Annotated in this window: 19 protein-coding genes and 5 pseudogenes; 10 read left to right on the top strand and 14 right to left on the bottom strand. The window is 68.1% G+C overall.

The window, feature by feature from the left end; all coding sequences use genetic code 11:
• The first annotated feature begins 62 nt into the window (after window positions 1–62).
• The 4 genes from ACFW47_RS34400 to ACFW47_RS34385 all read left to right on the top strand — a co-directional run bounded on the left by ACFW47_RS34400 (window position 63) and on the right by ACFW47_RS34385 (window position 3136).
• Window positions 63–620, top strand: a complete 558-nt coding sequence (locus ACFW47_RS34400; RefSeq protein ID WP_386308197.1) for an ester cyclase — start codon at window positions 63–65, stop codon at window positions 618–620.
• 342 nt (window positions 621–962) lie between these two features.
• The gene (locus ACFW47_RS34395; protein WP_386308196.1) at window positions 963–1601 is read left to right on the top strand and encodes an HD domain-containing protein; all 639 of its coding nucleotides are present in this window, start codon (window positions 963–965) and stop codon (window positions 1599–1601) included.
• A gap of 188 nt (window positions 1602–1789) precedes the next feature.
• The gene (locus ACFW47_RS34390) at window positions 1790–2830 is read left to right on the top strand and encodes a GlxA family transcriptional regulator (protein ID WP_386308195.1); all 1041 of its coding nucleotides are present in this window, start codon (window positions 1790–1792) and stop codon (window positions 2828–2830) included.
• An 87-nt stretch (window positions 2831–2917) separates the two neighbouring features.
• Window positions 2918–3136, top strand: a complete 219-nt coding sequence (locus ACFW47_RS34385; protein WP_386308194.1) for a hypothetical protein — start codon at window positions 2918–2920, stop codon at window positions 3134–3136.
• Between the two features lie 242 nt (window positions 3137–3378).
• Here the strand turns inward: ACFW47_RS34385 and ACFW47_RS34380 are convergent, their stop codons facing one another.
• The 7 genes and pseudogenes from ACFW47_RS34380 to ACFW47_RS34350 form a co-directional block, all read right to left on the bottom strand.
• Window positions 3379–3894 (bottom strand): hypothetical protein, encoded by a 516-nt coding sequence (locus ACFW47_RS34380; RefSeq protein ID WP_386308193.1) that lies wholly within the window; start codon window positions 3892–3894, stop codon window positions 3379–3381.
• Window positions 3895–3991: 97 nt separating this feature from the next.
• Entirely contained in the window at window positions 3992–4522 is a 531-nt protein-coding gene (locus tag ACFW47_RS34375) for a hypothetical protein (RefSeq protein WP_386308192.1), read from the bottom strand.
• 37 nt (window positions 4523–4559) lie between these two features.
• The gene (locus ACFW47_RS34370) at window positions 4560–4739 is read right to left on the bottom strand and encodes a hypothetical protein (RefSeq protein ID WP_386308191.1); all 180 of its coding nucleotides are present in this window, start codon (window positions 4737–4739) and stop codon (window positions 4560–4562) included.
• 237 nt (window positions 4740–4976) lie between these two features.
• Window positions 4977–5126, bottom strand: a pseudogene (locus ACFW47_RS34365) (CDP-glycerol glycerophosphotransferase family protein); the annotation flags it as partial.
• Window positions 5109–5264 (bottom strand): annotated as a pseudogene (locus ACFW47_RS34360) (HNH endonuclease); the annotation flags it as partial. The pseudogenes ACFW47_RS34365 and ACFW47_RS34360, both read right to left, overlap by 18 nt.
• Before the next feature lie 168 nt (window positions 5265–5432).
• The gene (locus tag ACFW47_RS34355; RefSeq protein ID WP_386308190.1) at window positions 5433–5678 is read right to left on the bottom strand and encodes a hypothetical protein; all 246 of its coding nucleotides are present in this window, start codon (window positions 5676–5678) and stop codon (window positions 5433–5435) included.
• 104 nt (window positions 5679–5782) lie between these two features.
• Window positions 5783–9019 carry an RHS repeat-associated core domain-containing protein gene (locus ACFW47_RS34350; RefSeq protein WP_386308189.1) on the bottom strand — a complete coding sequence of 1079 codons (3237 nt, stop codon included), beginning with the start codon at window positions 9017–9019 and terminating at the stop codon, window positions 5783–5785.
• Between the two features lie 612 nt (window positions 9020–9631).
• On the opposite strand from ACFW47_RS34350, the gene ACFW47_RS34345 reads away from it, so the two are divergent.
• Window positions 9632–9943 (top strand): hypothetical protein, encoded by a 312-nt coding sequence (locus ACFW47_RS34345; protein WP_386308188.1) that lies wholly within the window; start codon window positions 9632–9634, stop codon window positions 9941–9943.
• A 334-nt stretch (window positions 9944–10277) separates the two neighbouring features.
• Here the strand turns inward: ACFW47_RS34345 and ACFW47_RS34340 are convergent.
• Window positions 10278–10810: pseudogene (locus ACFW47_RS34340) on the bottom strand (DUF1524 domain-containing protein).
• A 203-nt stretch (window positions 10811–11013) separates the two neighbouring features.
• Between ACFW47_RS34340 and ACFW47_RS34335 the strand changes: the two are divergent.
• On the top strand, window positions 11014–11286 hold the full coding sequence (locus ACFW47_RS34335; RefSeq protein ID WP_386308187.1) for a hypothetical protein: 273 nt from the start codon (window positions 11014–11016) through the stop codon (window positions 11284–11286).
• A 54-nt stretch (window positions 11287–11340) separates the two neighbouring features.
• Window positions 11341–11616 (top strand): annotated as a pseudogene (locus ACFW47_RS34330) (transposase); the annotation flags it as partial.
• Window positions 11617–11982: 366 nt separating this feature from the next.
• On the opposite strand, the gene ACFW47_RS34325 reads toward ACFW47_RS34330, so the two are convergent.
• The gene (locus ACFW47_RS34325; protein ID WP_272589411.1) at window positions 11983–12186 is read right to left on the bottom strand and encodes a cold-shock protein; all 204 of its coding nucleotides are present in this window, start codon (window positions 12184–12186) and stop codon (window positions 11983–11985) included.
• Window positions 12187–12459: 273 nt separating this feature from the next.
• Between ACFW47_RS34325 and ACFW47_RS34320 the strand changes: the two genes are divergently transcribed.
• Window positions 12460–13422: a hypothetical protein gene (locus tag ACFW47_RS34320; RefSeq protein WP_386308205.1), complete on the top strand. Its 963-nt coding sequence runs from the start codon at window positions 12460–12462 to the stop codon at window positions 13420–13422.
• Between the two features lie 65 nt (window positions 13423–13487).
• Here ACFW47_RS34320 and ACFW47_RS34315 read toward each other — a convergent pair.
• Window positions 13488–13808, bottom strand: a pseudogene (locus ACFW47_RS34315) (WhiB family transcriptional regulator).
• 642 nt (window positions 13809–14450) lie between these two features.
• Here ACFW47_RS34315 and ACFW47_RS34310 point away from each other — a divergent pair.
• Complete coding sequence (locus ACFW47_RS34310) at window positions 14451–14624, top strand: hypothetical protein (protein ID WP_386308186.1); 174 nt, start codon at window positions 14451–14453, stop codon at window positions 14622–14624.
• 488 nt (window positions 14625–15112) lie between these two features.
• Here ACFW47_RS34310 and ACFW47_RS34305 read toward each other — a convergent pair whose 3' ends face one another.
• Window positions 15113–17905, bottom strand: a complete 2793-nt coding sequence (locus ACFW47_RS34305) for a SpoIIE family protein phosphatase (protein WP_386308185.1) — start codon at window positions 17903–17905, stop codon at window positions 15113–15115.
• Between the two features lie 146 nt (window positions 17906–18051).
• On the opposite strand from ACFW47_RS34305, the gene ACFW47_RS34300 reads away from it, so the two are divergent.
• Window positions 18052–18255 (top strand): hypothetical protein, encoded by a 204-nt coding sequence (locus ACFW47_RS34300; protein WP_345636983.1) that lies wholly within the window; start codon window positions 18052–18054, stop codon window positions 18253–18255.
• Between the two features lie 871 nt (window positions 18256–19126).
• Here the strand turns inward: ACFW47_RS34300 and ACFW47_RS34295 are convergent.
• The 3 genes from ACFW47_RS34295 to ACFW47_RS34285 all read right to left on the bottom strand — a co-directional run bounded on the left by ACFW47_RS34295 (window position 19127) and on the right by ACFW47_RS34285 (window position 21396).
• Window positions 19127–19453, bottom strand: a complete 327-nt coding sequence (locus ACFW47_RS34295; RefSeq protein WP_386308184.1) for a hypothetical protein — start codon at window positions 19451–19453, stop codon at window positions 19127–19129.
• Window positions 19454–19824: 371 nt separating this feature from the next.
• Window positions 19825–20586 carry a hypothetical protein gene (locus ACFW47_RS34290; protein WP_386308183.1) on the bottom strand — a complete coding sequence of 254 codons (762 nt, stop codon included), beginning with the start codon at window positions 20584–20586 and terminating at the stop codon, window positions 19825–19827.
• 222 nt (window positions 20587–20808) lie between these two features.
• A complete protein-coding gene (locus tag ACFW47_RS34285; RefSeq protein WP_386308182.1) occupies window positions 20809–21396 on the bottom strand; it encodes an ALF repeat-containing protein in 588 nt (195 codons plus the stop codon).
• Window positions 21397–21936 lie beyond the last annotated feature (540 nt).

Genomic DNA, 21936 nt, shown 5'->3' with positions numbered 1-21936 from the left:
ACTTTAATTGAGGGACCGCACCGCACGGTCATATCGGACGAGAGGCATGACCGATCATGGCAATGACCAGCACCGAACTCGCACACGGACTGTTCACCGTTCTGGAGACCGGAGATACGCAGTTGGCCGCCGAGGTGGTCGCCGCCGACTTCCGCAACCGGGAGGCAGCCATGGGCCCTTCCGCCTGCTCCATACCGGGCCCCGCCGGCGTACTCGCCTCCGGAGCCTGGATGCGCGCCGCCTTCAGCGAGCTGCGCTTCCCGATCACGGACATCACCGGCGACGACGGACAGGCCTGGGTCCGCCTGCGCATGCAAGGGCACCACACAGGCACCTTCGTGCGCTTCCGCGACGGCTCACTGGACCAGGCCATCCCCGCCACCGGACGAGAGATCGACTTCGAGCAGATCCACGTCCTCGCCCTGCGCGACGGCAAGGTGATCACCCACGAGGCACTGCGCGACGACATCACGATGCTCGGGCAACTCGGCGTCTTCCCACCCGCTCCGGCAACCGCCCTGCGCATGATCACCTGGAAGCTCACCGGGAAGGCCGCACACGCCGCCGCCCACGTCACCGCACAGGCACAGGCAGCCGCCCTCAGGACATCGAGCCACTGAGCCACAGCTCGCCACACGCCCGCGCAGGCGAAAGGTGCACGCCCAGCGCAACGGCTCTTCCCGCCGCCCTGGACGCACCAAGCAGCCGAGAGGTCTCTCACCGGGACGAGGTCCGAGGTCGTAAGCAGCTGTGCAGCCCGAATCGACAGCAGGTCTGAAGTGCCTGATCAAGCAGCGACAAGCAACTTCCACGGCGACGGCATACAGCCACTGTCAGACGCGCACGGCGTGTCCGGATCTGAGGGATACCCGTCTGCTCGGACGCTTCGCGGTGGGGCACCGGTAAGGAAGCGTGGAGGTGAGTCGGGATTAACCGACACTTGAGACCTCCAAGGAGCCACAGTGCCCGAAACGATCGCCGGGATCACGGTCCCGGACACCGCCCTGGCCCGCGAGGCCAACCAACTGGTGCGCCAGTCAGCTGACGACCTGCTCTTCCATCACTCTCACCGCGTCTTTCTGTGGGGGATGCTCAAAAGCGCTGCCCGAGGACTCCAGGTGGACCCCGAGCTCGCCTACGTGGGAGGCCTCTTCCACGATCTCGGGCTGACGGCGGCCTACCGCACAAAGGACCGCCGCTTCGAGCTCGACGGCGCCGAGGCCGCATACGCCTTCCTCCGTGACCACGGCAGAAGCGAGGAGGAAGCGCGCAACGTCTGGTTGGCGATCGCTCTGCACACCACGCCCGAGGTACCTCTCCACCTCGCCCCCGAAGTTGCCGTCGTGACGCTCGGTGTCGAGACCGACGTCCTGGGGCTGACACTCGAGGAGATCAACCCCGAACGCCGTGCCGAGGTCGTGGCCGCCCACCCCCGACCGGATTTCAAGAACCGCATCCTCAAGGCCTTCTACGACGGCATGGCCGACCGGCCCGACACCACCTTCGGCACCATGAACGACGACGTCCTCGCGCATTACGACCCCAGCTTCCAGCGCCAGGACTTCGCCCGAATCATCCGGGCGAACGCATGGCCCGAATGAGCTGACCCGCGATACTGACGTCGCGGGTGCACAGCGATCGGACAGCACGGGTCGGCTCACCCGCTCAGGCTGCGCCGACCCTGCAGCTGCGCTCCCACACCGCCGACCCAGCGGTTCGCAAGGCAAGGCGAGGGACTCTGGGCTCTCGGACGCGTCAGAGCTACACAAGGAAAGGAGCCCTCCGCAGCATGACAGTCCACCGTGTGGCCTTCCTCGTGTTCGACGGCATGAAACTACTCGACGTCTCGGGTCCCGCTGAAGTGTTCGCCGAGGCCAACCGCCTCGGCGCACGCTACGCGCTCCATTACGCGTCACCGTCCGGCGACCCGGTCGTCACATCGATCGGCACGCGCCTGTCCGCGCACTCGGCCGCAGCAGACCTCCTGGACATCGAGACACTGGTCGTTCCGGGCGGTGATCCCCTCGTCACCGAGCCGATCCCACCTGCCCTGACGGGCGCCGTCCGGCAACTCCATCCTCACGCCCACAGGCTGGTGTCCATCTGCACCGGCTCGTTCGTCCTCGCTGCCGCAGGTCTGCTGTCAGGACACCGCGCGACCACACACTGGCGCCACGCCCAGCTGCTCGCCCGCGCCTACCCCGATGTCGACGTCGAGCCCGATTCCCTCTACGTCGAAGATCGTGGCATTTTCACCTCCGCAGGAGTCACAGCGGGCATCGATCTTGCGCTGTCCCTGGTCGAGCATGACCACGGTGCCGATCTCGCCCGCGACGTCGCCCGGAGCCTGGTCATGTTCATGCAGCGACCGGGAGGGCAGTCTCAGTTCTCCGCACCTCTGACCCTGAGCGCGCCTCGCACGCCCGCGCTCAGGGCAGCCACCGAACTCGTCTCGGCACAACCCGCACTGGAGCACAGCACGGATACGCTGGCCGTCCTCGTCGGCGTCAGTCCCAGACATCTCACCCGGTTGTTCAACACCGAACTCGGCATGACACCGTCCAAATTCGTCGAACGCATACGGATGGAACACGCCAAAGCACTGCTCGACGCCGGCCACAACGTGGCCCAGAGCGCCCGCGCCGCCGGGTTCGGCAGCCCAGAAACACTACGTCGCATCTTCGTAGCCCGACTCGGCATCTCACCCAGCCAGTACCGAGCCCGATTCGCCACAACGCACTCAGATGCCCCCACCCACAGCCCGCGACCTGAAGGCCGCAACCATGGACCGTCTTGCGGGGCCGCCGACGCTGTGTCCGTCGACCACTGACCCGGCCCTTGCTGCCAGTGGCAGGGGTGGACGGCGGCAGGGCCGGAAGGTCGGTGCTTCAAGAGGCTGGACGAGCCGTATCGGCCCGTGCGCTCCTGGAGGAAGTACAAGATCAGGGTCACCACAGAGGCCATCGTGGGGGCGGTTACCGGCATTCTGGCCGCACCTCGCACGGTACTGCTCGGCCGCTACGACCGCGTAGGGCGCCTGCAGTACACCGGCCGCAGCACCACCCCGTCCCAGGTCGCCGGCCTCGCGCTCGCCAACGCCAAGCTGATCAGCCCACCCCCGGACGAACGTCCATAGGAGGGATGGACGTTCAGCGCCAGGTGGTAACTGGTTGCAACACCGCCACCCCACTAACCACAGGTTTCACAGCCCGCGGTCCGGGGCGCGCAGCGCCCCGGACACGCCCCCGGCGGCGCGGCGGCCGGGCCCCGGCCCGCTGCTCCCGCGTGGGAGTTAGACACCCCAGAAGGCCGTCAGCGCGTCTGCTACTGATGCCGCGCCCTGTCTCAGCCCCCGAGGCGCCTGTGGCGCATCACGGCCTACGCGCCACCGTGGAGGACCGCGTGAGTGGTAGAGAGGAAGACGCGGCGCGCGGCGGCGCAGCGCTCTAGTTCCCAGTCGTACGCGGCCGCGGAGTCCCGGTGGTAGTCGTCGAGCAACTCGGCCACGTCCAGGAGGGCTTCCCTCATGGCCGATGCCGCTGCGCGTACGTCCTCGGGGCCTTCGAGATCGACAAGGCTGTACAGCGCGTGGACCTTCTCAAGTCCGCTGCGCCTCGCCGACTGTGGGTTACTGGGCTTGAGAAGGTTCAGCGTCTCGTTGAACGCCATGAGGAATTGGGTGTACACCTGCCGTCGTGCTTCCTCAACGCGGGCGGCACGCTGCTCATCAAGGGTCCGGTTCACCGTGTCGATTACGGCACGAGCCTGCTCGTCGCCTGCGTACCGGGCCGCTGCTGCCTGGCGTCGCCCAGCAGCGATCGTGAACCAGCCCGTGAGCGCGCTACCGGCAAGCGCGGCCCCTGCCGCAATAAGGGCTATGCCCAGATCTCCCATAAGGATCACGGTACTGACGGCATGGATTTCTCGTCGGTGAACGACGGATCACAACAATGACTGCCGCCCGTGCTGCTTGCTCAACCTGCCAGGGCCTTCACAAGGTCGGTGGGGTCGGGGGTCCTGCCGGTGGCGAGGTGGCGCAGAGGTCGTCTTCGGGGTGTTGGACGGCGGGCGGGGTGTCGGCGGTGGTCCAGCCGCGTGTGTGGAGGGCCTTGGCGACGGCGGCGAGGTAGGGGCGCACCTGGCGGCCGCGCAGGACGGCGTCGGCGCGGACGCCGGCGCGGCGGGTCTGGCTGGCGGGGTAGCCGAGCGTGGCGGCGGCCTGTGCTGCCGTTGCCGTGTGCTGCTCCATGACGTCGGCCATCCGCTGTGCGCGCAGTGCCGTCAGTGCGGCTTGGGCGGTGTTGCGGTGTACGCCGAGGCGGTCGGTGACGTCGGCTGCGGTGAGGGCGGGGTCGGCGTCCAGGAGCTGGGCGACGCGCGCGGGCAGCTGGTCGCGGGGGACCTGGTCCCCGGCGCCGGTGGGCCGGCCGCCTCCGCCGCTGCCGGTGGTGCGGCGGCGGGGTGCGGGGGTGTAGTCCCGGACGATGTGGCGGGGCCAGTGCTCGACCCCGCCGACGCGCACCAGGTGCTCGCTGACGACCGGTTCCTTCTTCCGCCGGTCAACCGGCCATAGCTGCCATGATCAGCACACCAGCTGCACCGCACAGCAGCGCTACAAGCGGCCATGCCAGACGGCCGCGTCCGGTACGCCTGCGCCACAGCACCAGCCACAGCGCACACGCCGCCACGAACACCACCGTCACACCGCTCATCTCGCCCGCCCGCCACGCCACCTGCATGGCGCCAGGGTCAGCGCCCCATACAAGGAGCGCAACGAGCACGCCCACCGTCAGCCCGTTCCCAGGTCAGGGTGGAGTGGCGGTTGGCGGAGAGGAGGTAGTCCCAGGAACCGGCCTCGCGCAGCAGCCGGGCGGTGTCGCCGCCGCCCGCGACGGCCGGGCGTGCCCGCAGGTCCAGGCCATGTGCTTGAGGGGTGTCCCGGCCCGCGTCTGGATCAGGACCTGTCCCCTCGCGAGGGCGCGGGCCAGCACCATGAAGCGCGGGCCGAGCCGGGTGACGACGCGCTCCAGGTCCAGGGCGGCGCGCTGGGTGCGCCGGTAGTCGCGGTGGGTGGGCGCGTACAGGATCGCGACGGTGCCCTCGGGGATGCCGAGGGTCTCGCGCAGGTACCGGCAATGCACTTCGGCGGTCGGCGGCATCCATGTCGCAGGGGCCTGGTCGGACTTCGACCGGTTCGAGCGTGCCGTGACCAGACTGGTGGCAGCGCTCAGGTCGTTGGCGTACGCCTCACGGCGCTGTGCCGATACGGTCTCCCGCCGCGCGTTCAGTTTCTGTTCCGACGTCGAACCGTATAAGCGATCACTGCGATCGTAGCCGCTACGATGAGTACAAAACCTCCCATAATTACAAGTTCGGCGCCGCCCAAATTAGCCATGAGTGAAACCCTTCAGAGATAACGAAACTCGACGCACTTACCTTTGCCAGTTACGATCGCCGGATTTACACATTCCAGCTTTTGATTTCCTGGCACCAAAGCCCGCTCTAATGGCGCGCCAACAGAGGATGATGACAAGCCACATGGCGGCCGCGCCGAGCCCGCTTGAGGCGGACTGCACGACGCTTACATCTGTGAACACCAGCGTACCGATAAAGATGATTACTCCCCAAGCGGCAGAAACACCGATAATTGCGGGAAGTTCTCGGATCAAGGTCTTCATTTCCCTCCCTGGGTAAGTCATCATCCTGGATCGGGTCTGCGACTGCAGCCAGGACGTGAGGAGCCTGACTGCAGTCGCTCTAGTTGTTCTGTCAGACGTGGAAGCTAAAACTTCCAGGCAGCCCAATTGCTCTGACAGGAAAGAGCCTGGCCCGCTTCACGCTTGAGATTTTGCCACGTCAGGTCACCCGGATCATCGTCTCGGACCGAGTTGTTCACGTAGCAGGCCAGCCCGATGACGCCTGCGGGCTTAGAATACTTACCGAATACGCTCCCCACTTTCTTTGTTCCGCTCTTGAGCCAGTCCGGAATAGGCAGGAGACCTGTTGGATCCACCAGGTTCACAGGATCGCCGTTGGCGTAGAGGTAGGGGTTGGCTTCCTGGCCGCTGGGGTCGGGCTGGGTGAAGCGACCGAGGGTGGGGTCGTAGTAGCGGTGACCCATCTTGTACAGGCCGGTCGGGTCGGCATAGGCGCCCGCGTAGCGGTACGGCTGGGGGACGGCCTCCGTGGGTGTGGTGCGCGGGAGACCGGTGGGGCCGTAGGCATAGGTGTGGGTGCGCTTGCCGGTGCTGTCGGCGAGGCCGAGGACGTTGCCGGTGGCGTCGGTGAGGTAGTAGTAGGACTTCCCCCCAGTCGTCATGGAGTTCAGCGTGCCCGCCGGCTCGCGGATGAATCCGGTGTCCACGCCGTTCGTGGTCGTGGACGCCAGACCGAGCGCGGTGTGATGGAACCAGGTCCCGCCCATCTTGGTGCGCTCCGCGTTGTCCGTGCCCGCGTGGACCAGGTCGTACGTGGTGCCGCCCGCAGTGATTCCGGCCAGCTGGCTGTAGTCGGTCCAGGACTCGCCCGTGCGGGGGGTGTTGTCGGCCGCCGAGGTCTCGTTGCCGAGCTTGTCGTAGGACCAACCGGTGGTGGAGCCGTTCTTGGCGGTCAGCTCGCTCGCGTCGTTGTAGGTGTAGGTGGTGCCGCCCGGGCAGGCCGTCTTGCTGCCGTCGCGGCTGGTGAGGTTGCCCGCCTTGTCGAAGCAGTACAGCCACGACGCCTTCCGTGCGCTGGCGGAGTCGGCCTCCAGGGCGTAGGTGAGGCGGTCCTGGGAGTCGTAGGTGTAGGTGGTGGTGTACTTGGTGAGGTTGTCGGTGCGGGTGCGGATCTTGGTGGTGTCCTTGCCCGCGGCGTTCTTGTAGCTGTAGGCGAGGTCGATGAACGTCTGGGTGCCCGAGGTGGTCTTGATCTTCTCGGGGCGGCCGTTCTTGTCGATCGTGACCGACTGGGTGGTGCCGCCGGGGTAGACGGTCTTGGTGCGCTTGTCGTTGTTGTCGTAGTCGAAGTCGGTCTTCTTGCCGTCCGGCGCGATCAGGTGGTCGAGGCGGCCGGCCGCGTCCCAGGTGTAGTCCGTGGTGCCGGTCGGGTCGGTGTAGAAGTCGACGTCACCGCCCGGCGTGTAGGCCAGGGCGGTCTGGGCGCCGTTCTGCAGGGTGCGGACCCACTCACGGTTGAGCTTGTCGTACTGCCAGATCGTGGTGCCGGAAGCGTCGGTGCGGGTGGTGATGTTGCCGTCGCCGTCGTAGGTGAACGTGACCGTCGAGTTGGTGGAGGAGACCTCGCGGACGCGGTCACGGTTGTCGTAGGCGTAGACGGTCGTGATGCCGCGGCCGTCCTTGACCGTCTCCACGCGGCCCAGCGCGTCGTAGGAGTACGTCGTCTCGCCCAGCGGGGCCGGTGGCTTGACCTTCCACAGGTTGCCCTCGTCGTCGTACTCGAACGAGGTGACCTTACCGTTGCCGTCCTTCGCCGTGCAGCGCTGGCCCTCGAAACCACCGCACTCCGGCGTGGCATCGTTGTACGTGTACTCCCTCACCCCGCCCGCCGTGCCCGACGTCGTCACCGACATCGTGTTGCCGTTGGCGTCGTATTTGAACGAGTCCTTGCGGCCGTCTGCGGTCGTGAAGTCGTTGGGCAGGTCCGTGCCCGCGACCGTCTGGTATGCGGAAACGGACGCGGTCGCGCCGAGCGGCAGCTTCTGGGAAAGGGCGTTGTTGCGGCCGTCCCAGCCGTACGTGGTCGTGTTGCCGCCCGTGCCGTCCGCGCCGGTGCCCATGGCGTCGATCGCCGTCTGGGTGAGGTGGTTCTTGTACGTGGAGTGGCGGGCGTGGCCGAGGGGGTCGGTGACCTTGGTGACTTCGCCGTCCGTGTTGTGGACGTACTTCGTTGCGTCGCCGTCGGGGTCGGTGACCGTGGTGGTGCCCGCGTCGGCGGGGGTGGCTGCCGTGTAGTCGTAGCGCCAGGTCGGGCCCGTGTGGCCGGCGGACGTCGACTCGGTGGCACGCTGCATGGAGCGGACGCGGTTGTGGCCGTCGTAGGTGAACAGGGTGACCGTGCCCTCAGGGGTGGTTACCTTCGTGACGCGGCGGGAGCCGTCGTACTCGTAGGTGGTGGCCTTGCCGTTCGTGTCGGTGACCTTGGCGAGGTTGCCGGCGCCGTCGAGGTCGAGGACGGCGGTGCGGCCGGTGTGGTCCTTGGCCTGCCACTGGTTGGGGTAGGTCTTGAGCAGGTCGATCCAGCGGCCGGAGCGGGTCTCGGTGAGCTTGAAGCCCTTGTGCTCGCTGCCTTCGTCGTGCTGGTCGACGGTTATGGTGCCCTTGTTCTTGTCCGTGACCTTCGTCAGGGTGCCGTACTGGTTGTACGTGTCCTTGGTGCCGGACTTGCGGTCGGTGAGGGTGTAGGTGCCGTCCGCGTTCTTCTTCAGGTCCTTCGAGTAGCCCGGCGGCGTCGTGTACGTGCCGTCGGACTCGGCGGTGAAGCGGATCAGGTTACCGGTGGCGTCGAAGACGTCCACCTCACCGTCGTTGACCTGCAGGTAGCGCTCGTACGCCTGCCACCAGCGCTGCGACACCTTCCCCCACGGGGCTTCCAGGGAGTTGTAGGTGCGGGCCAGCTGGAGCTTCTGGCCGACACCCGCGATGTCGAAGTCCGTCGCGGCCAGCATCAGGTTGCCGTTCGAGACGTTCACCCGCGCCACCAGCGCGTCGTTCAAACGGGTATCGACGATCTGGTGCCAGGGCACCTCACCCTGCCCCTCGGGCAGGTAGTCGGTGGCCGCAGCCGACCGGGCCCCGGACGTCTTGGCGGGCTGCTCGCCCGTGGTGCGGGCCTTCTGGGCGGCCCGCCAGGCGGCCACCTCCGGCGAAGGCTTCGCCTCCGCCTGCGACGCCGGCGCCGTGGTCTTCCCGGCCGGTGTCGCCGGGGCCTCCACCTTCGTCGGCTTCGTCCACGGACTCTCCGGCTCCGGCAGCTGCGGCTTCGGCGTCGCCGCCAGGCCGGGCGAGGCCGCGATCACCACAGCAGCGGTGGTGATCGCCGAAACGAGAGCGGTTCTGTGTGTTCTCCGGGCACGCCGAAACGGCGCGCCCGCGGCACGCAGATACATCAGCTTCCCCCCACAGGAAGTCGGACGGGGCAGTCAGAACCGGTGACCAGAATGGTCACTAGCGACACACAAGCTGTCACAAGAAGCACACAAACCGGCGCGGCGTCCCCCCAATCATCAAGAGCATGCGGGCCGGAATCAGCCCCACCGCTTCATCCCCCGATAACGGGCACAGGGGCTCCAACTGCCCCATCAAACAGGCGAAATTGATGCTTCTGTCACCCATCGCAGGAGCCGACTTGACCGGAACTCTCCGACCTCGGCGTTCACGCCGAAACCCGAGGTCAGCGACCGGCCGGTTCCGGCCAGGTTCAGACCGGCCAGAGGCACCCGCAGGCGGCATCCGCCTCGCATCACCGCTGGTCATGGTGCATCGGGAACGCAGGAGCAAGTTGTCTCAGAGAAAACAGACGCACACCCGACGCCCCTGCGTAGCCGCCTTCACACCATGCACACTGACGCCGTCCCGCATGCGTGGTCCCCCAGACCGCGGCAACCACCCTCGCTGTCAAGGACATTCCGCTGATGAGCTCGCCCGGCAGACGCATGCCCGCCTCCTGTGCCGCCCGACGCCGCCACCGCCCCCGCACCCGGTTCACCCGGGCCGTCCAGTACGCCGCACGCCTGCTGTGCTGGAGCCTCACCGCCGGCATGACCACCGCCACCGCCGAGCTGCTCCTCTCCCCCCAGGCCGACTGGTGGCAGGCCTTGTGGCCGGCGCCCTGGTACCTCACCCCCCTCACCGCCCTCACCTGGGCCGTCCTGCGAGCCCGCGAGAAGAGCGAGCAGAACCCGCCGGACGAGGACACCCCTCCCGAATGGGACCAGGCAGCGTAGAACCCACCCGACTGGCACAACTCCCACTGCGGGCAGCGGACGCAAGAAGCTGCTCGGACCGCAGTCCCCCGCGTGCAGCGCCAGTGCGCCCGTGGGCCGGTACATGGCTATGCCCCCGCTGGGAGGGGGAGCCAGCGAGGGCTGTGCCGCCTCATCCGCCTGGGGAAGGCCGACAAGAGGCAGGCAGCCACCGTCCCCGGGAGGTGCCGGACCCCGGCACGGGGAGCTCCGGTGGGACGGTGGTGTGGCCACAATGCGCCACAGTGGCGAGAAACAGCAAGAGTCCGGACAAGCAGAGATTCCACCGCACCGGACGGCAAGCCGAGCCGTTCGGTTACGCGGCCGGTTCGTACGTCACGCTCTGGTCCGGACAGCCGGCCGCCGTCTCCTCCAGGGCTGCCACCTCCGCCTCGTCGGCCGACAGTTTCCAGCGCAGTTTCGTGCCCACCCATTCGGCGACGTACCGGCAGTGCACCTCCCCGGCCGGCGGCAGCCACTCGGCCGGGTCCTGGTCGGCCTTCGACCGGTTCAAGCGCGCGGTGACCGCGACCAGGCTGGCGGCCGCGCCCTGGTCGTTGGCGTAGGCCTCGCGGCGCTCCGGTGTCCACGCGGACGCTCCGCTGTCCCAGCTCTCCGCGAGGGGCTCAGGACCTCGTTGCGGGTGTGGCAGCCGTCTGCCGGATCGTCGCCGCTGTTCCAGTGCTTGAAGGCGTCGCGGTCGTAGCCGTCGCGGGACTCGGCGTCCACCGGCAGCCGGCTGACGGCCTCCGACAGCGGCAGAGTCTCGACGGCGTGGGCTGGCGTGGGGAGGGTGAGGGGCAGGACGGCCAGGGACGCGGCCAGGCTGCGCAGCACAGTCGTGAGCATGAGCCGTTGATAACGGCAGGTGAGGGGGCGCTTGCAGGCGTTCGCCGAGTGCGCCGCCCGTGTGAGTGGAATGGTCGTACCGGCTGCAGGGGCCAGCAAGCGGTGCTGGACTCAGCGGCTGGAATCGTTGATGCCGGAGACCAACTCCCCCACCACGTCCAGCACGCCCTGTCCGAACCCGGTCGGGGCGACGAGGATGCCGAATGCCGCTGACCTGGCATGATGCCCTTATGGAGAAGGGTTTCCCATGGGGGTCCATGCCAACTGTCGACCTCCGCCTGTGGCGTTCCGATGCCATCGTGCTGTTCGACTGGCTGATGAGCACCGACCTGAATGCCGTACCGATCACGCATCCGGCTCAGAAACAGGCTCTCGCGGACCTGCTCACGCGCTTGGAGGAGGTGGACGTTATTGAGTCCACCGAGGAAGAGATCGCCGCAGCCCAGGAAGAGGTAGCGAAGGATATGGGCTGGTAGGCGGTCCGAGACGATCAAACGTCGCTGGCGCAGAACAAGTGGTAGAAGCCTGGTATGGCGCGTGGAGAACGCGCGGACGGCGAGTGGGAGTTGATCGAGCCGTTCCTGCCGATTGGCAGGTCCGGCCCATATCCGGAGCATCTGCGGGAGCGGTTCGAGGGTGTGATCTGGAAGTTCCGCTCGGGTGCCCAGTGGCGGAAGATGCCGCCGTACTTCGGGGTCTGGCAGACCGTCTACGACTGCTTCGTCCGGTGGCGGGGCGCGGGCGTCTTCCAGACGCTGATGGACGGGATGATCGCCGAAGCGGCCCGGCGCGGGCAGACGGACTTGCGGCCACCAGGACCTCCCACGCCTCGCCAGGGGTGCAGCGGCCGATGGCCATCACCATGCCGCGGGCTTGGTCTATCACCGGCCGGTACGTCAGCGCCTCACGTAGCTGTGCCACTTCTGTACGCAGCTGCTGAAGCTCCGTGGCGCTCTCGTCTCCCGGTTGTCGCTCGGGTGGCTGCGGCGCGTCCTGCTTGCGCGGCTGGGTCGTCACAGTGCCTACGCATCTACCCACGGTCAGCGTCTTATGCGCGCTACGTGCCTCTTCGTCCGCCTGACGCGCGCACTCGTTGCCCGAGCTGGGGCGGTGCGAATGCGGAAGGCGGCTGCCTGGGCCGGCAGCCGCCTGGTGGTCATCGCTTCGCCCGGTCAGCGCCGGACGATGTTTTGCGCCTGCGGCCCCTTCTGGCCCTGTCCCACCTCGAAGGTGACGTGCTCGCCCTCCGTCAGCTCGCGGAACCCGCTGCCCTTGATTTCGGAGTAGTGCGCGAAGACGTCCGCACCCCCGTCGTCCTGTGCGATGAAGCCGTAGCCCTTCTCGCTGTTGAACCACTTCACGGTGCCGCTGGCCATACTGTCGATCCTTCGTTCATGCGTGGGAACAGCCCAGCCATCCGGGCATGCTCCAGCTCCTGGCAGCAGGAGCCGCAATCGTTGTACCCCGCACTGTCCCGCTTATCCGACCGACGACACACCCAGACCCGAGACGACCACCACCAACCGGCTCCTGCAGGCCATCGCACGCACCTGCGGTCAACGACCGCAGACGAAGACGGCCCCGACGCCGAGCACGGAGTCGGAGCCGTCCACGACGCGGGCCCGTCGTGGGGCGAGCGGGACCCGCACATGCTGCCCAACGCACCAGGCCGTTACGCCGCCGAACGAGCGGAGCACCAGGCACCGCCACCCGCCTCATGTGCGCTCGACGAGGATCGGAAGCCGACCAGCGTGGACTCCGGGATCGAGGTTGATGAGGTCGTACAGATGGCATCGAATGAGCAGGCTGCCCTGCCGATCGGCTCGGAAAGCGCGGCGCGCGAACCCGTCCCGCTAGTCTCGGATGACATGGGCCCACAGAACCTCAGTGCTGCGACGAGGCGACATGTCGGCGTGGTCGCCTCTTACGACTTCACACGTCAGGTGGAGCTACGCCGCTGGATCCCGCCAACTGTGGAATGCACGCTGACCCTCACGAGAGAGGTTCCCTACCGGGACAATCTGGAACTCGTCTCCCGCCTCGGCAGGCCGGATCTGCTGGCAGAGCCGGTCGACGAGCTCGTTGAATGTGAAACAGAGGCCGTGGCGTATCTGTGCACCGCTTGCAGCTTCGCTGGCGGCGTGTCTGGTGAGCAGGCGTTGCGGGAAGCAATGAGGAAACACGGTGCGCGGCAGGCGCTGACGACCAGCGGAGCGGTCACCGACGCTCTCCGTGCCGTCGGTGCTCGCCGTCTCGCCGTCGTGCACCCCTACCAGGAGCCGGTCGACCGTCTGCTGGCCGCGTACCTTGAAGACTCCGGCTTCGACGTCGTGGCCCTCACACCGCTGGGTCTCGATGCCGTTGAGGACGTCTACACCGTGAACGAGCAGCAAGTACTGGACACCGTCGTCGCCGGAGACCATTGCAAAGCCAATGCTCTGTTCATCAGCTGCACCGCTCTGCCCACCTACGACGCCCTCCCCCACCTTGGGAAACGCCTCGGCAAACCCGTCATCAGCGCGAACCAGGCCACCGCATGGGCGCTGCTGGGTGCTGTGGGCGCGCAACCGCACGGACCAAGACAGCGGCTCCTGCGTAGTAGCCCCGGCTGAAGTGCTCGTCAGCACCCAGACCGAGCAACGTCCTTCCACCTTTGCGTCGGCAGTTCTTCGCCGTCTCAGTCGGCGCGCCTCGGCTCAACCGAAGGTGCGGTGCTCGTACAGGAGGAGCCTGACCTACAGCTCGATCTGGACGTGCTCCACGTCGGTGTGACGGTCGGTCGCCGGCGTAGCAGGGCGCGGCGTTCACGCTCGGTCATGCCTCCCCAGACGCCCTATTCGACGCGGTTGTCGAGCGCGTCGGCCAGGCATTCCACGCGCACCCGGCAGCCGGTGCAGACCGTCTTCGCTCGGTTCTGCGCCGCGCTGTGGACGAACAGTTCGTCGGGGTCCGTCGTGCTGCAGGCCGCCTGTCCAGCCCAGTCAGTGACCCAGCCCACTACGCCTCCGCCCGTGGTCGTTGCCCTGTCCGATCTCGATCGTCACGCGGTTAGTGCTGTCGATGAATCGACTCCCGCCTGGCAGCTCGCGCACCACGTCGCGGCAGAGCGCCCCTCGAACCTTCTCCAACTGGACCTGCCCTCTCGCCCGCAGCCAAGCGCGCAAGGCGACCGCCAGCCCCCTCCCCCCCCTCCCCCCCCGGACGGTGACCATTGCTGCCATCACATACTCCGGCATCGCCCCGTGCTCCGTTCGTCGTTCTCTGAAAGCCGTCGTGAGGGAGTGCTGTTCGGGCGGCCGGTGCGTGACGTCGCCCGGTGTCCTTCTCAACGCGATCCAATCGAAGCCGGGGTTGGTTGCGTTTTACCCCAAATGCGTACCGGCCGGTGTCCCGTGGGGTGTGAAAACACCGGCACTGAATGCGAAGCGGCCTTCACGACGGGTCGGCCGCTCGCATGTTGACCTCGCCGGGGTCGCAGCGGGCGCCTGCCCATTTCGTTCTTGAAGGGGGGGCGCAGGGTTGGCTGTGCTGGGAACGGCTCAACGTCCGGCGAGAACAGCACGTTGTCTACCTGGGCGGACTCCCTCGCTCGCCTCGGCGCCGCGGCGTCAGGGGCAGGCCGTAATCCGAGTCCTCGCCGGTGACCGCCCAGTTCTACGCCACCGTCGCCAACGGCCAGTCCATCGGCTCCGCCCACACGTCCGGGCAGGCTGCCGTAGAACTTGCCGGCCTTCCCGATCACGAGCTCCCGACCCTCGCCCACGCGCCCGACGTCGACCCTCGGTCCACCTTCCTCGTCACGCCTCCCCAGTAGCCCCGAAGCGCAAAGCACCACAGCATGCCGCAAGGGAAACCACCTTCGGCCTCGGACCGGACGTTCGCCCACCCGTTGCACAGGACCTCAACCGCCGGGCGCGGCGCCGTCCACGGCCAGACATGTCCTCGGCGTGGCTCCGCGCTCGTGCATGGCGGGACTCTGGAGTTGAATAGGCGGCGGTCCGACTGCTCAAGCGCGCAGGTCATTGCGAACATCCGCTGGTCCGCACCCAGCGAGCGGCGAACCGTCAGGCACAGCGCCCGGAGGTCCGCTCCACACGCACGACGCGGCCGCGTGTTGCTGCCTCCCGGACAAGAACCCGTCTGAGGAGCACGACCGGTAGCTGCGCCCGAGGAAGACTCGTAGTGCCGGCGCGGCGGGCCTGGCACCCGGGCGTCCCAGAAGCCCTGACGTACGTCACGACAGCTCCAGCGGCGGGGCGCGGGGAACAGGCCGCGGGCGGCAGCCGGGCTTTCGGGACCAGCTCAGGGCCGTGGTCCAGCGTCTGTAGGCAAATCCTGCGGGCGCTTCTGGTCGGGGATGGCGAGCTCGAACCAAACTACTTTCCCTGTGGAGAGTCGGCTGACCCCCCACCGCCTCGCGATTCTGTTGACCAGGTAGAGCCCACGGCCGGTCTCGTCCCAGCTTTCCGGCTGGCGAGCTCTGGGCAGGCTCGGCTCGTCGTCCAGGACTTCACACCGTAGTACGTCGGTTCGCAGCAGCCGCAGCGTCAGGTGCTGGGACGTGTGGCGCGCAGCGTTCGTCACGAGTTCACTGACCAGTAGTTCGGCGGCTTCCGTCATCTCTTCCAGCCGCCAGTGGGAGAGCGCATCCCGTGTGAGGGCCCGGGCTTCGCGTGGCGCCCTGGCCGTCGCCTCGAGGGGCCAGTGAGCGACGTCGTCCGAGGCGATGCCATCGAAACGGGCGGCGAGCAGGGCGACGTCGTCCTCCCGCCATCTTTCGGCTGTTCCAAGAAGGGGTGCCATCACATCATCACAGAATGACTCGAGGTCGAACACGTCACCGCTCTTGGCCCGCTGGCCGACGGCGGCCTGTTCGCGCACCTGCTCGATGCCGCTCCACACGTCACGCTCTCTCGTCTCCACCAGGCCGTCGGTGTACATGAGGAACATCGCGCCGACAGGGGCGTCGACCTCTATGGTCTCGTAGTCCACCCCGCCCACGCCGATGGGGGCGCCGGGCGGCACCTGCAGTACCTCCGCCCGGCCGTCCGGGTGAAGCAGGACGGGCGGGGGGTGGCCGGCGTTGGCGACGGCGAGTCGCTGGGAGACCGGGTCGTAGACGGCGTAGAGGCAGGTCGCTAGGTGGCTTGGCCCGAGGCGTTGGGCTTGCTCGTCGAGGTGGTGCAGGACCTCGTGGGGCGGCAGGTCAAGGCCGGAGAGGGTCTGCACGGAGGTGCGCAGCTGGCCCATGATGGCGGCGGAGACGCTGGCGTGGCCCATGACGTCGCCGATGACCAGGGCGGCCCGGCTGCCGGGGAGAGAGATGGAATCGTACCAGTCGCCACCGACCCGCGCGGTCGCAGTGGCCGGTAGGTAGCGGAAGGCCAGTCGGATGCCGGTGGGCTGGGCGAGGCTGTCGGGCAGCATGGTCCGTTGAAGTTCCATCATCGCCGTGGCCTGACGCTGGGCCAGCAGAACCTGATCGATGCCGAGGACAGTGTGCGTGGCCATCTGCGCCGCGACCAGCAGGTCCGACTCGTCATAGGGCGTCGGACCGTACCGCAGGAGGATGGCGCATCCGAGCAGCATCCTTCTGCTGTGCAATGGGGCGATGATCGCGTGGGCCCGGGCCTCGGCCAAGGGGACGTCGATGTCCGCCAGCGCTGCGCGGGAGAGGGGGTCGCCGACGGCGACAGGCCGGACGCTGCCGAGGACCTCGGCCAGCGGGCCGCCTCTGGGGACGGTGAGCGCCTCGGGCACCGCGGGAGGCGGGTGGGCCGCCTGCCCGCCCGCGTCCTGGCGGGCCAGGCGTACGGCCCCGAAGACGAGCGCGTCGTAGTCCTCCAGCGGGTCCCTTAGGTAGAGGACGACGTGATCGGCGAAGTCGGGTACGGCTGCGCGGCCGAGGCCGGCGCTGACCTCCTCGATGCTGGTGCCGGCGGCGATGGTCTCCGCGGCGGAGGCGAGCCGCATGCGGTCCGGCGATGGTGCGGGGTTGCGGACGGGCCCGTCCGGCGCGAACGGCGGGGTCAGGGGGTTGTGCGCGGTTGTTGGCAACAATGGGCCGCTGGCTTGCGTCTGAGGCTCTGTGGCGAGCGCTGACCGTGGCAGGGCGTCTGTGAGGGCTTGTCCGGGGATCGTGCGGCTGCCGTCGTCCGCGCCGGTGGCCGGGGCCCTGCCTATGCCGAGGTCCTCCGCGGCCTCTTGAACGGCTTCTTGCTCCAGGTCGAGCGCGGCGCGCACCTTCTCCAGGGTGTCGTCGACGGCGTCGAGGCTCGTCTCATCGGACGCCGGCGGGACAGGCACGGCGGGCAACGCCTCGTCGGTGGGCCGGGGCGCGTTCTCTGTTTTGGCTTTGAGTACCTCGAGCTCGGCCTCGAGCTCTTGGATCCGTCGGGCCGCATGGTCTGCTACCGCCTGTGCCTGTTGGCGGTCGCTGTCGGCTCGGGCCAGCTGCGTGCGCAGTTCCCGCTCCTGGCTCTCGGCCCGCCGCCTCGTCTGTTCGAGGCGGTCGATGCCCGCAGGGCTTTGCGGGGCGGAGCGGAGAGCGTCGATGCGGCGGGTGAGCTCCAGGACCTTCGCCTGGGCATGGCCGAGCATGCCGAAGAGGATGGTGGCGATCTGCAGCGCCTGCTGTCGCCCCTGCTCGCTGGTCTCGAATGCCCGACGGGCGCGGTTGAGTTCCTCGTAGGCGGTGATGGCTTGGCGCTGGACCTCAAGGACCTCGCGCGCTGTCACCTGGGGCCCGCTGCCGTCCGTGGCCGTCGGCGCGGTCTGGGCCAGACGCCACAGTTTTCGCAGTGGGACCAGCCGCCGCCCGGCTGCCTCGTTGTCGTCGTCGGGGTGGCAGACGTCGGCCACAGCCTCCACCAGGTCCCACGACAACCCTTCGCCTGCCAGTTGCTTGCGGAGCCTGGTCAGTGACGGCACCTGGCCGTTGACGAAGTGCTCGGCCGTAAGGAATTGGTGGAGGCGGGCCACAGGTATCTGGGCCGCGTCCAGCCACGAGCGCAGCGTCTCAACGAGTTCGTTGATCTCCGCGCTGGGGCCACGCGCCGCCGTCCACGGCCGCCCGGCACGATTCCGCTCACCCAAATCGCCGTTCCCTCCCGCCTATTGTTCTGACACAACCCGCGGCTTGTCCCTGCAACAACATCCAAGCGCTCGACCCCTGGGGAGCGCCGGGAAATCGTGGAAGCGCACTCCACGAACCGGTCGTCGAGCCACAGGCGGTGTCACGCATGTCCCCCCGATCAACGGTCGTACTGGTCCTCCTCGCTACCGTTCTCACGGTCTCCCTGGCCTCGGGCGCCGCTGCCGCCGCGCTGGCTCGCTGGGACAACGCGTCCGTCCCCGCAGCCATCACGCGCGCAGGTGCCGCCTTCGCCGGCACGCTCTCCGTCGGCCTGGCCTTGACCGCGCTCCTCATCTCCGCGTGGCCGTAGCCGCAGCAGGGCGAGCCCCGGCAGGACGACCCCAGGCTTCTGCACGGCACGTGCTGCAGACGGACGTTGCGCCGGCGGTCAGGCGCCCGCCGCGTGGCCGGAGCTACGTAGATGCCCCGGCTGCCCCAGCCGGGGGCGCCGGCGTGGCCATCAGCGTTGCGGGGTGTGGCGGGTGGTGGGGACGATGCGGCTGAGTACCCAGCGCATGAGGTCCTTGTTCAGGGTGAGTCCGGGGTTCTCTTCGAGGGCGTCGTGGAGGAGGAGGGTAATTCGTGCCCAGTTCCTGAACGATCCGTGACCGGCCATGTCGTCGGTGTACAGGATCAGTCCGGGATGCGCGTCAGCCCAGATCCGCCGGTAGGCGGGGATGACGGCCTGGGACTTCGGTGGGGGTGAGGGGGCTGAACTGGTACCAGTCGAGGATGCGGGAATGCAGGGCCGGGTTGTTGAGGATCTTTTGCCGGGCGTTGCCGCTGCCGACGAGGACGATGGGGGCGCGTCGTGCGTCGTCGCCCCACAGGGTGCGGAAGTCGCCTGCGGACCCGCTACGAGATACGAGCGGACCTCCACCTCGGACTGCTCCAACTCGCCTGGCAGATCATTCGCTTGAGACGAATGCGAACCTCATTTGAAATGATCAGTGAGGCTGTCACTGCAACACAGCCGTAGGTCGGCGCACCGATGCTCCAGGCCACCAGGACCAGTGGGCGGCCAGAGGTGCCGACAAGCCATCGAGCGTGGGCAAACGGGCGGAAGTCATGCCGGTCCCGGGGACCGGGGACACGATTGCGGGGTCACGAGAAGTACAGCGGGGGCTCAGCTGCGCCCTGACGGCGGTGCTTCGCCCAGGGCCGGACGAGCCGAACGGCTCCTACCCCTCGCGGCTGAGGGTTTGGAAGTTCCCCTGATCAGGATCGCCCACGCTGCGCCGCATCTTCGGATGTGTCTTCGAGCCGCCGAATTCCCACGGGTTGCCGTCGCAGACGCTGATTGACAACTGCTTCGCTGCCTTGTCGTCGGGATACAAACCCCACTCGCCTGTACCGCTGCACTCGGACACCTTGTCGCCGTCGCGGTCGTACTCGGCAAGGTCGGTTGCAACGACAGTGCCATCGTCCTCGAAGCGCAGGGTCCCGGCCTCGCCCCCCTTCCAGGTGCCTGGGATGTCGGCTCGAGCCAGTCTCTGCTGCTGCCACATGCACCCCGTAGCGAACAGCGACACCGCGACCACGACCGCGGCCGCCGGGACCACCCCACGCAACCCCACCGCAGCGCCTCGCCCCCGTTTATCACGCATAACTCCCCCTTGCGTACGTCCCCCTGGTCGACACGCGCGCCAGATCGGCAAGCGCTCACGTTGCCACGAGATTTGAACGGGTTCAACACTGTTCGGTGGACGCTAGAGCTGCCCCCCAACTCCGCCCCGCATTGAGCGGTGCATCGCGAAGTCGCTGATCGAGGGTGTGACGTGAGAGACGGAAGAGCCACTCGGGCGGATCCGGACCGGTAGTCCATCCCCGAGTCATCGGTCAGCCGGCGTCTCCGCGGTACGTCAGGATCAGCAGGGCCCTAACGTGTCATCTCGGCTGCCTCGGTGAGGGCGCGTTGTCTGAGATCGCCGAACAGTTGCATCGTGACGGCGGCCAGGACGTCGTCCCCGCCGACAGTCCGCCTGTCCCCTCGGCGGGTGGACAGGGCGAAGAGCGGGTCATTGAGCAGCGGGGCCGGGGCTGGCTCACCCGGCACCACCAGACTGACCGTCCCGAACCGCTTGACCCCGCCCTCACGGACGACCTTCGCCGCGTCCCGGGCCAGAGCCGTCAGGAACACGCTCGCGATTCCGTCCAGGTCCCGGACCGTCGCCGGGACCGCCCTCACCCGCCGGCTGCCCAGCAGCCTTCTCACACCGGCTTCGAAACGGTGGGCGCCAGCCACACCACTCGGTGTACGCGGCCCGCGGCGCTCACGTAGAGACACGAGCGTACCGTCGGCGTTGTGTACCTCGCCTATCAGGCCGTGGAAGGTCGGGCTGTGCAGGTACCACGCCGATCCCACCTCCGTCTCGACGTTCCGCTCGATCGCCGAAATCAGGTCCTTGGGCGTCAGCCTCTTCCTGGACTCCTCGGCCGCCGCGCTTCTCGCGGCGTCGACGATCTCCGTCAGCACGGTCCGCGTCACCGACGCGGCGGCCCACGCGGCTGGCCGGGAGACGTGCAGCGAGGTCACGTCCCTGAATACCGCTCTGACGAGCTGAGGCTTGAACGGCAGGTCGGTGACGACGGAAGCGGTCTGCGGCCCGCTGCGCTGGGTGGGTGGGGGCTGGGTGGTCATCGAGGGATGCGCTTTCTGCTGTTGGTGGCGTCCGTGGCTCGTGCCGCACCAGGGGGAGACGACAGAGTTCTGCGGAGGGCGCCGAGCCGGCGCAGGGCCTGCCGGGCGGGGCCGCCTGTACACAGAGGTGCTGGCGGCCCCGCCCGGATTCTCGTCGTTGCGGCGACCGGGCGTGCGGCAGGGGGTGCCGCCGGGACGTGCTGTGATGCGGAGCCGTGCCGGTCAGGCGACCTGGTACCTGCCGACCTCCAGGAAGTGGCGCAGTGCTTCGGGTGTGTTGTCGTCGAGGGCCGCGTTGGCTGCCGCGCGCAGGGCCGGGCTGGTGGACGGGTCGGCGAGGATGCGGACGATGGCGACGCGGTCGTCCTCGGCCTGGGCGATGCGGTAACCGGTCACCAGCCAGGCGCGCATCGCGTCGGAGTCGTTGGCGTCCAAGAGGGCGTAGACCTCCGCGATGACGCGCCGGCCGCTGTCGGGGTCGGCGAGCAGGCGCGTGATGGCGACGCGGTCGTCCTCGGCCTGGGCGATGCGGTAACCGGTCACCAGCCAGGCGCGCATCGCCTCGGGGTCGTTGGCGTCCAGGAGGGCGTTGGCTTCTCGTGTCACCCGCCGGCCGCTGGCCGGGTCGGCGAGGATCCGGGCTATGGCCACTCTCAGGTCGTCTGCGTCCGGCTCGTCCGCGGACGAGGGCGCCGCGGGCACCGTCGCGGCGGTCGGTGCCGCCGTGGCGGCGAAAGACGGGGTGGCAAGCAGGAGGGCCGGGGCGAGGATGCCCGCGGCGATGCCGGGCGCTACACGATGCAGTCGCAAGGGTAAAGCTCCTCTTCGTTGACTGGGCCCGTGAGTTGAGAACAACTCAGGACGTTCACTTCGGACATGCTGTCACCCGGGTCTGACAGTGGCCCACTGCCCCGAAGCGGACGTAGGCCACCGTCGCCACGGACATGACCGGTGTCCCACGGCAGTGCGCCTTCGAGGAGGGCGGCCACCTGAGACGACTCCGAGCTTCATTGCGCAACGATCCGTAGGGAAGCCGTGGTGCCTGACCGGCTGATCTGCCATTGGGCGACCATGATCAGAAGGACGCTTTCTCTTGCCCTGCGGCGGCCTCGGCAGCGGCTCTCGCAGCCGCTCCCGCACCCGCCGACTCTCCTCACCCGGCGTTTGTCGCCTCATTCGGCAAAGCAGCGCCCAACGCGCGCCTGTCGTCGGCAGAGGCGGAAGCCCCGCACCACCTACGCCGCCAATGTCCCGTTAACTGGCTCTAACAAAAGCTGCTGATCATGAGACGGTCGGCCTCTCCGCTCGTATGTCTGGGTATGGGAAACCGTCAGTCGCGGCCGTGGGTCG

It is taken from the genome of Streptomyces sp. NPDC058796 (assembly GCF_042745235.1).
Lineage (GTDB): Bacteria > Actinomycetota > Actinomycetes > Streptomycetales > Streptomycetaceae > Streptomyces.
Note: the sequence above shows the minus strand (reverse complement) of the source record. Positions and strands in the feature narration are given on the sequence as shown.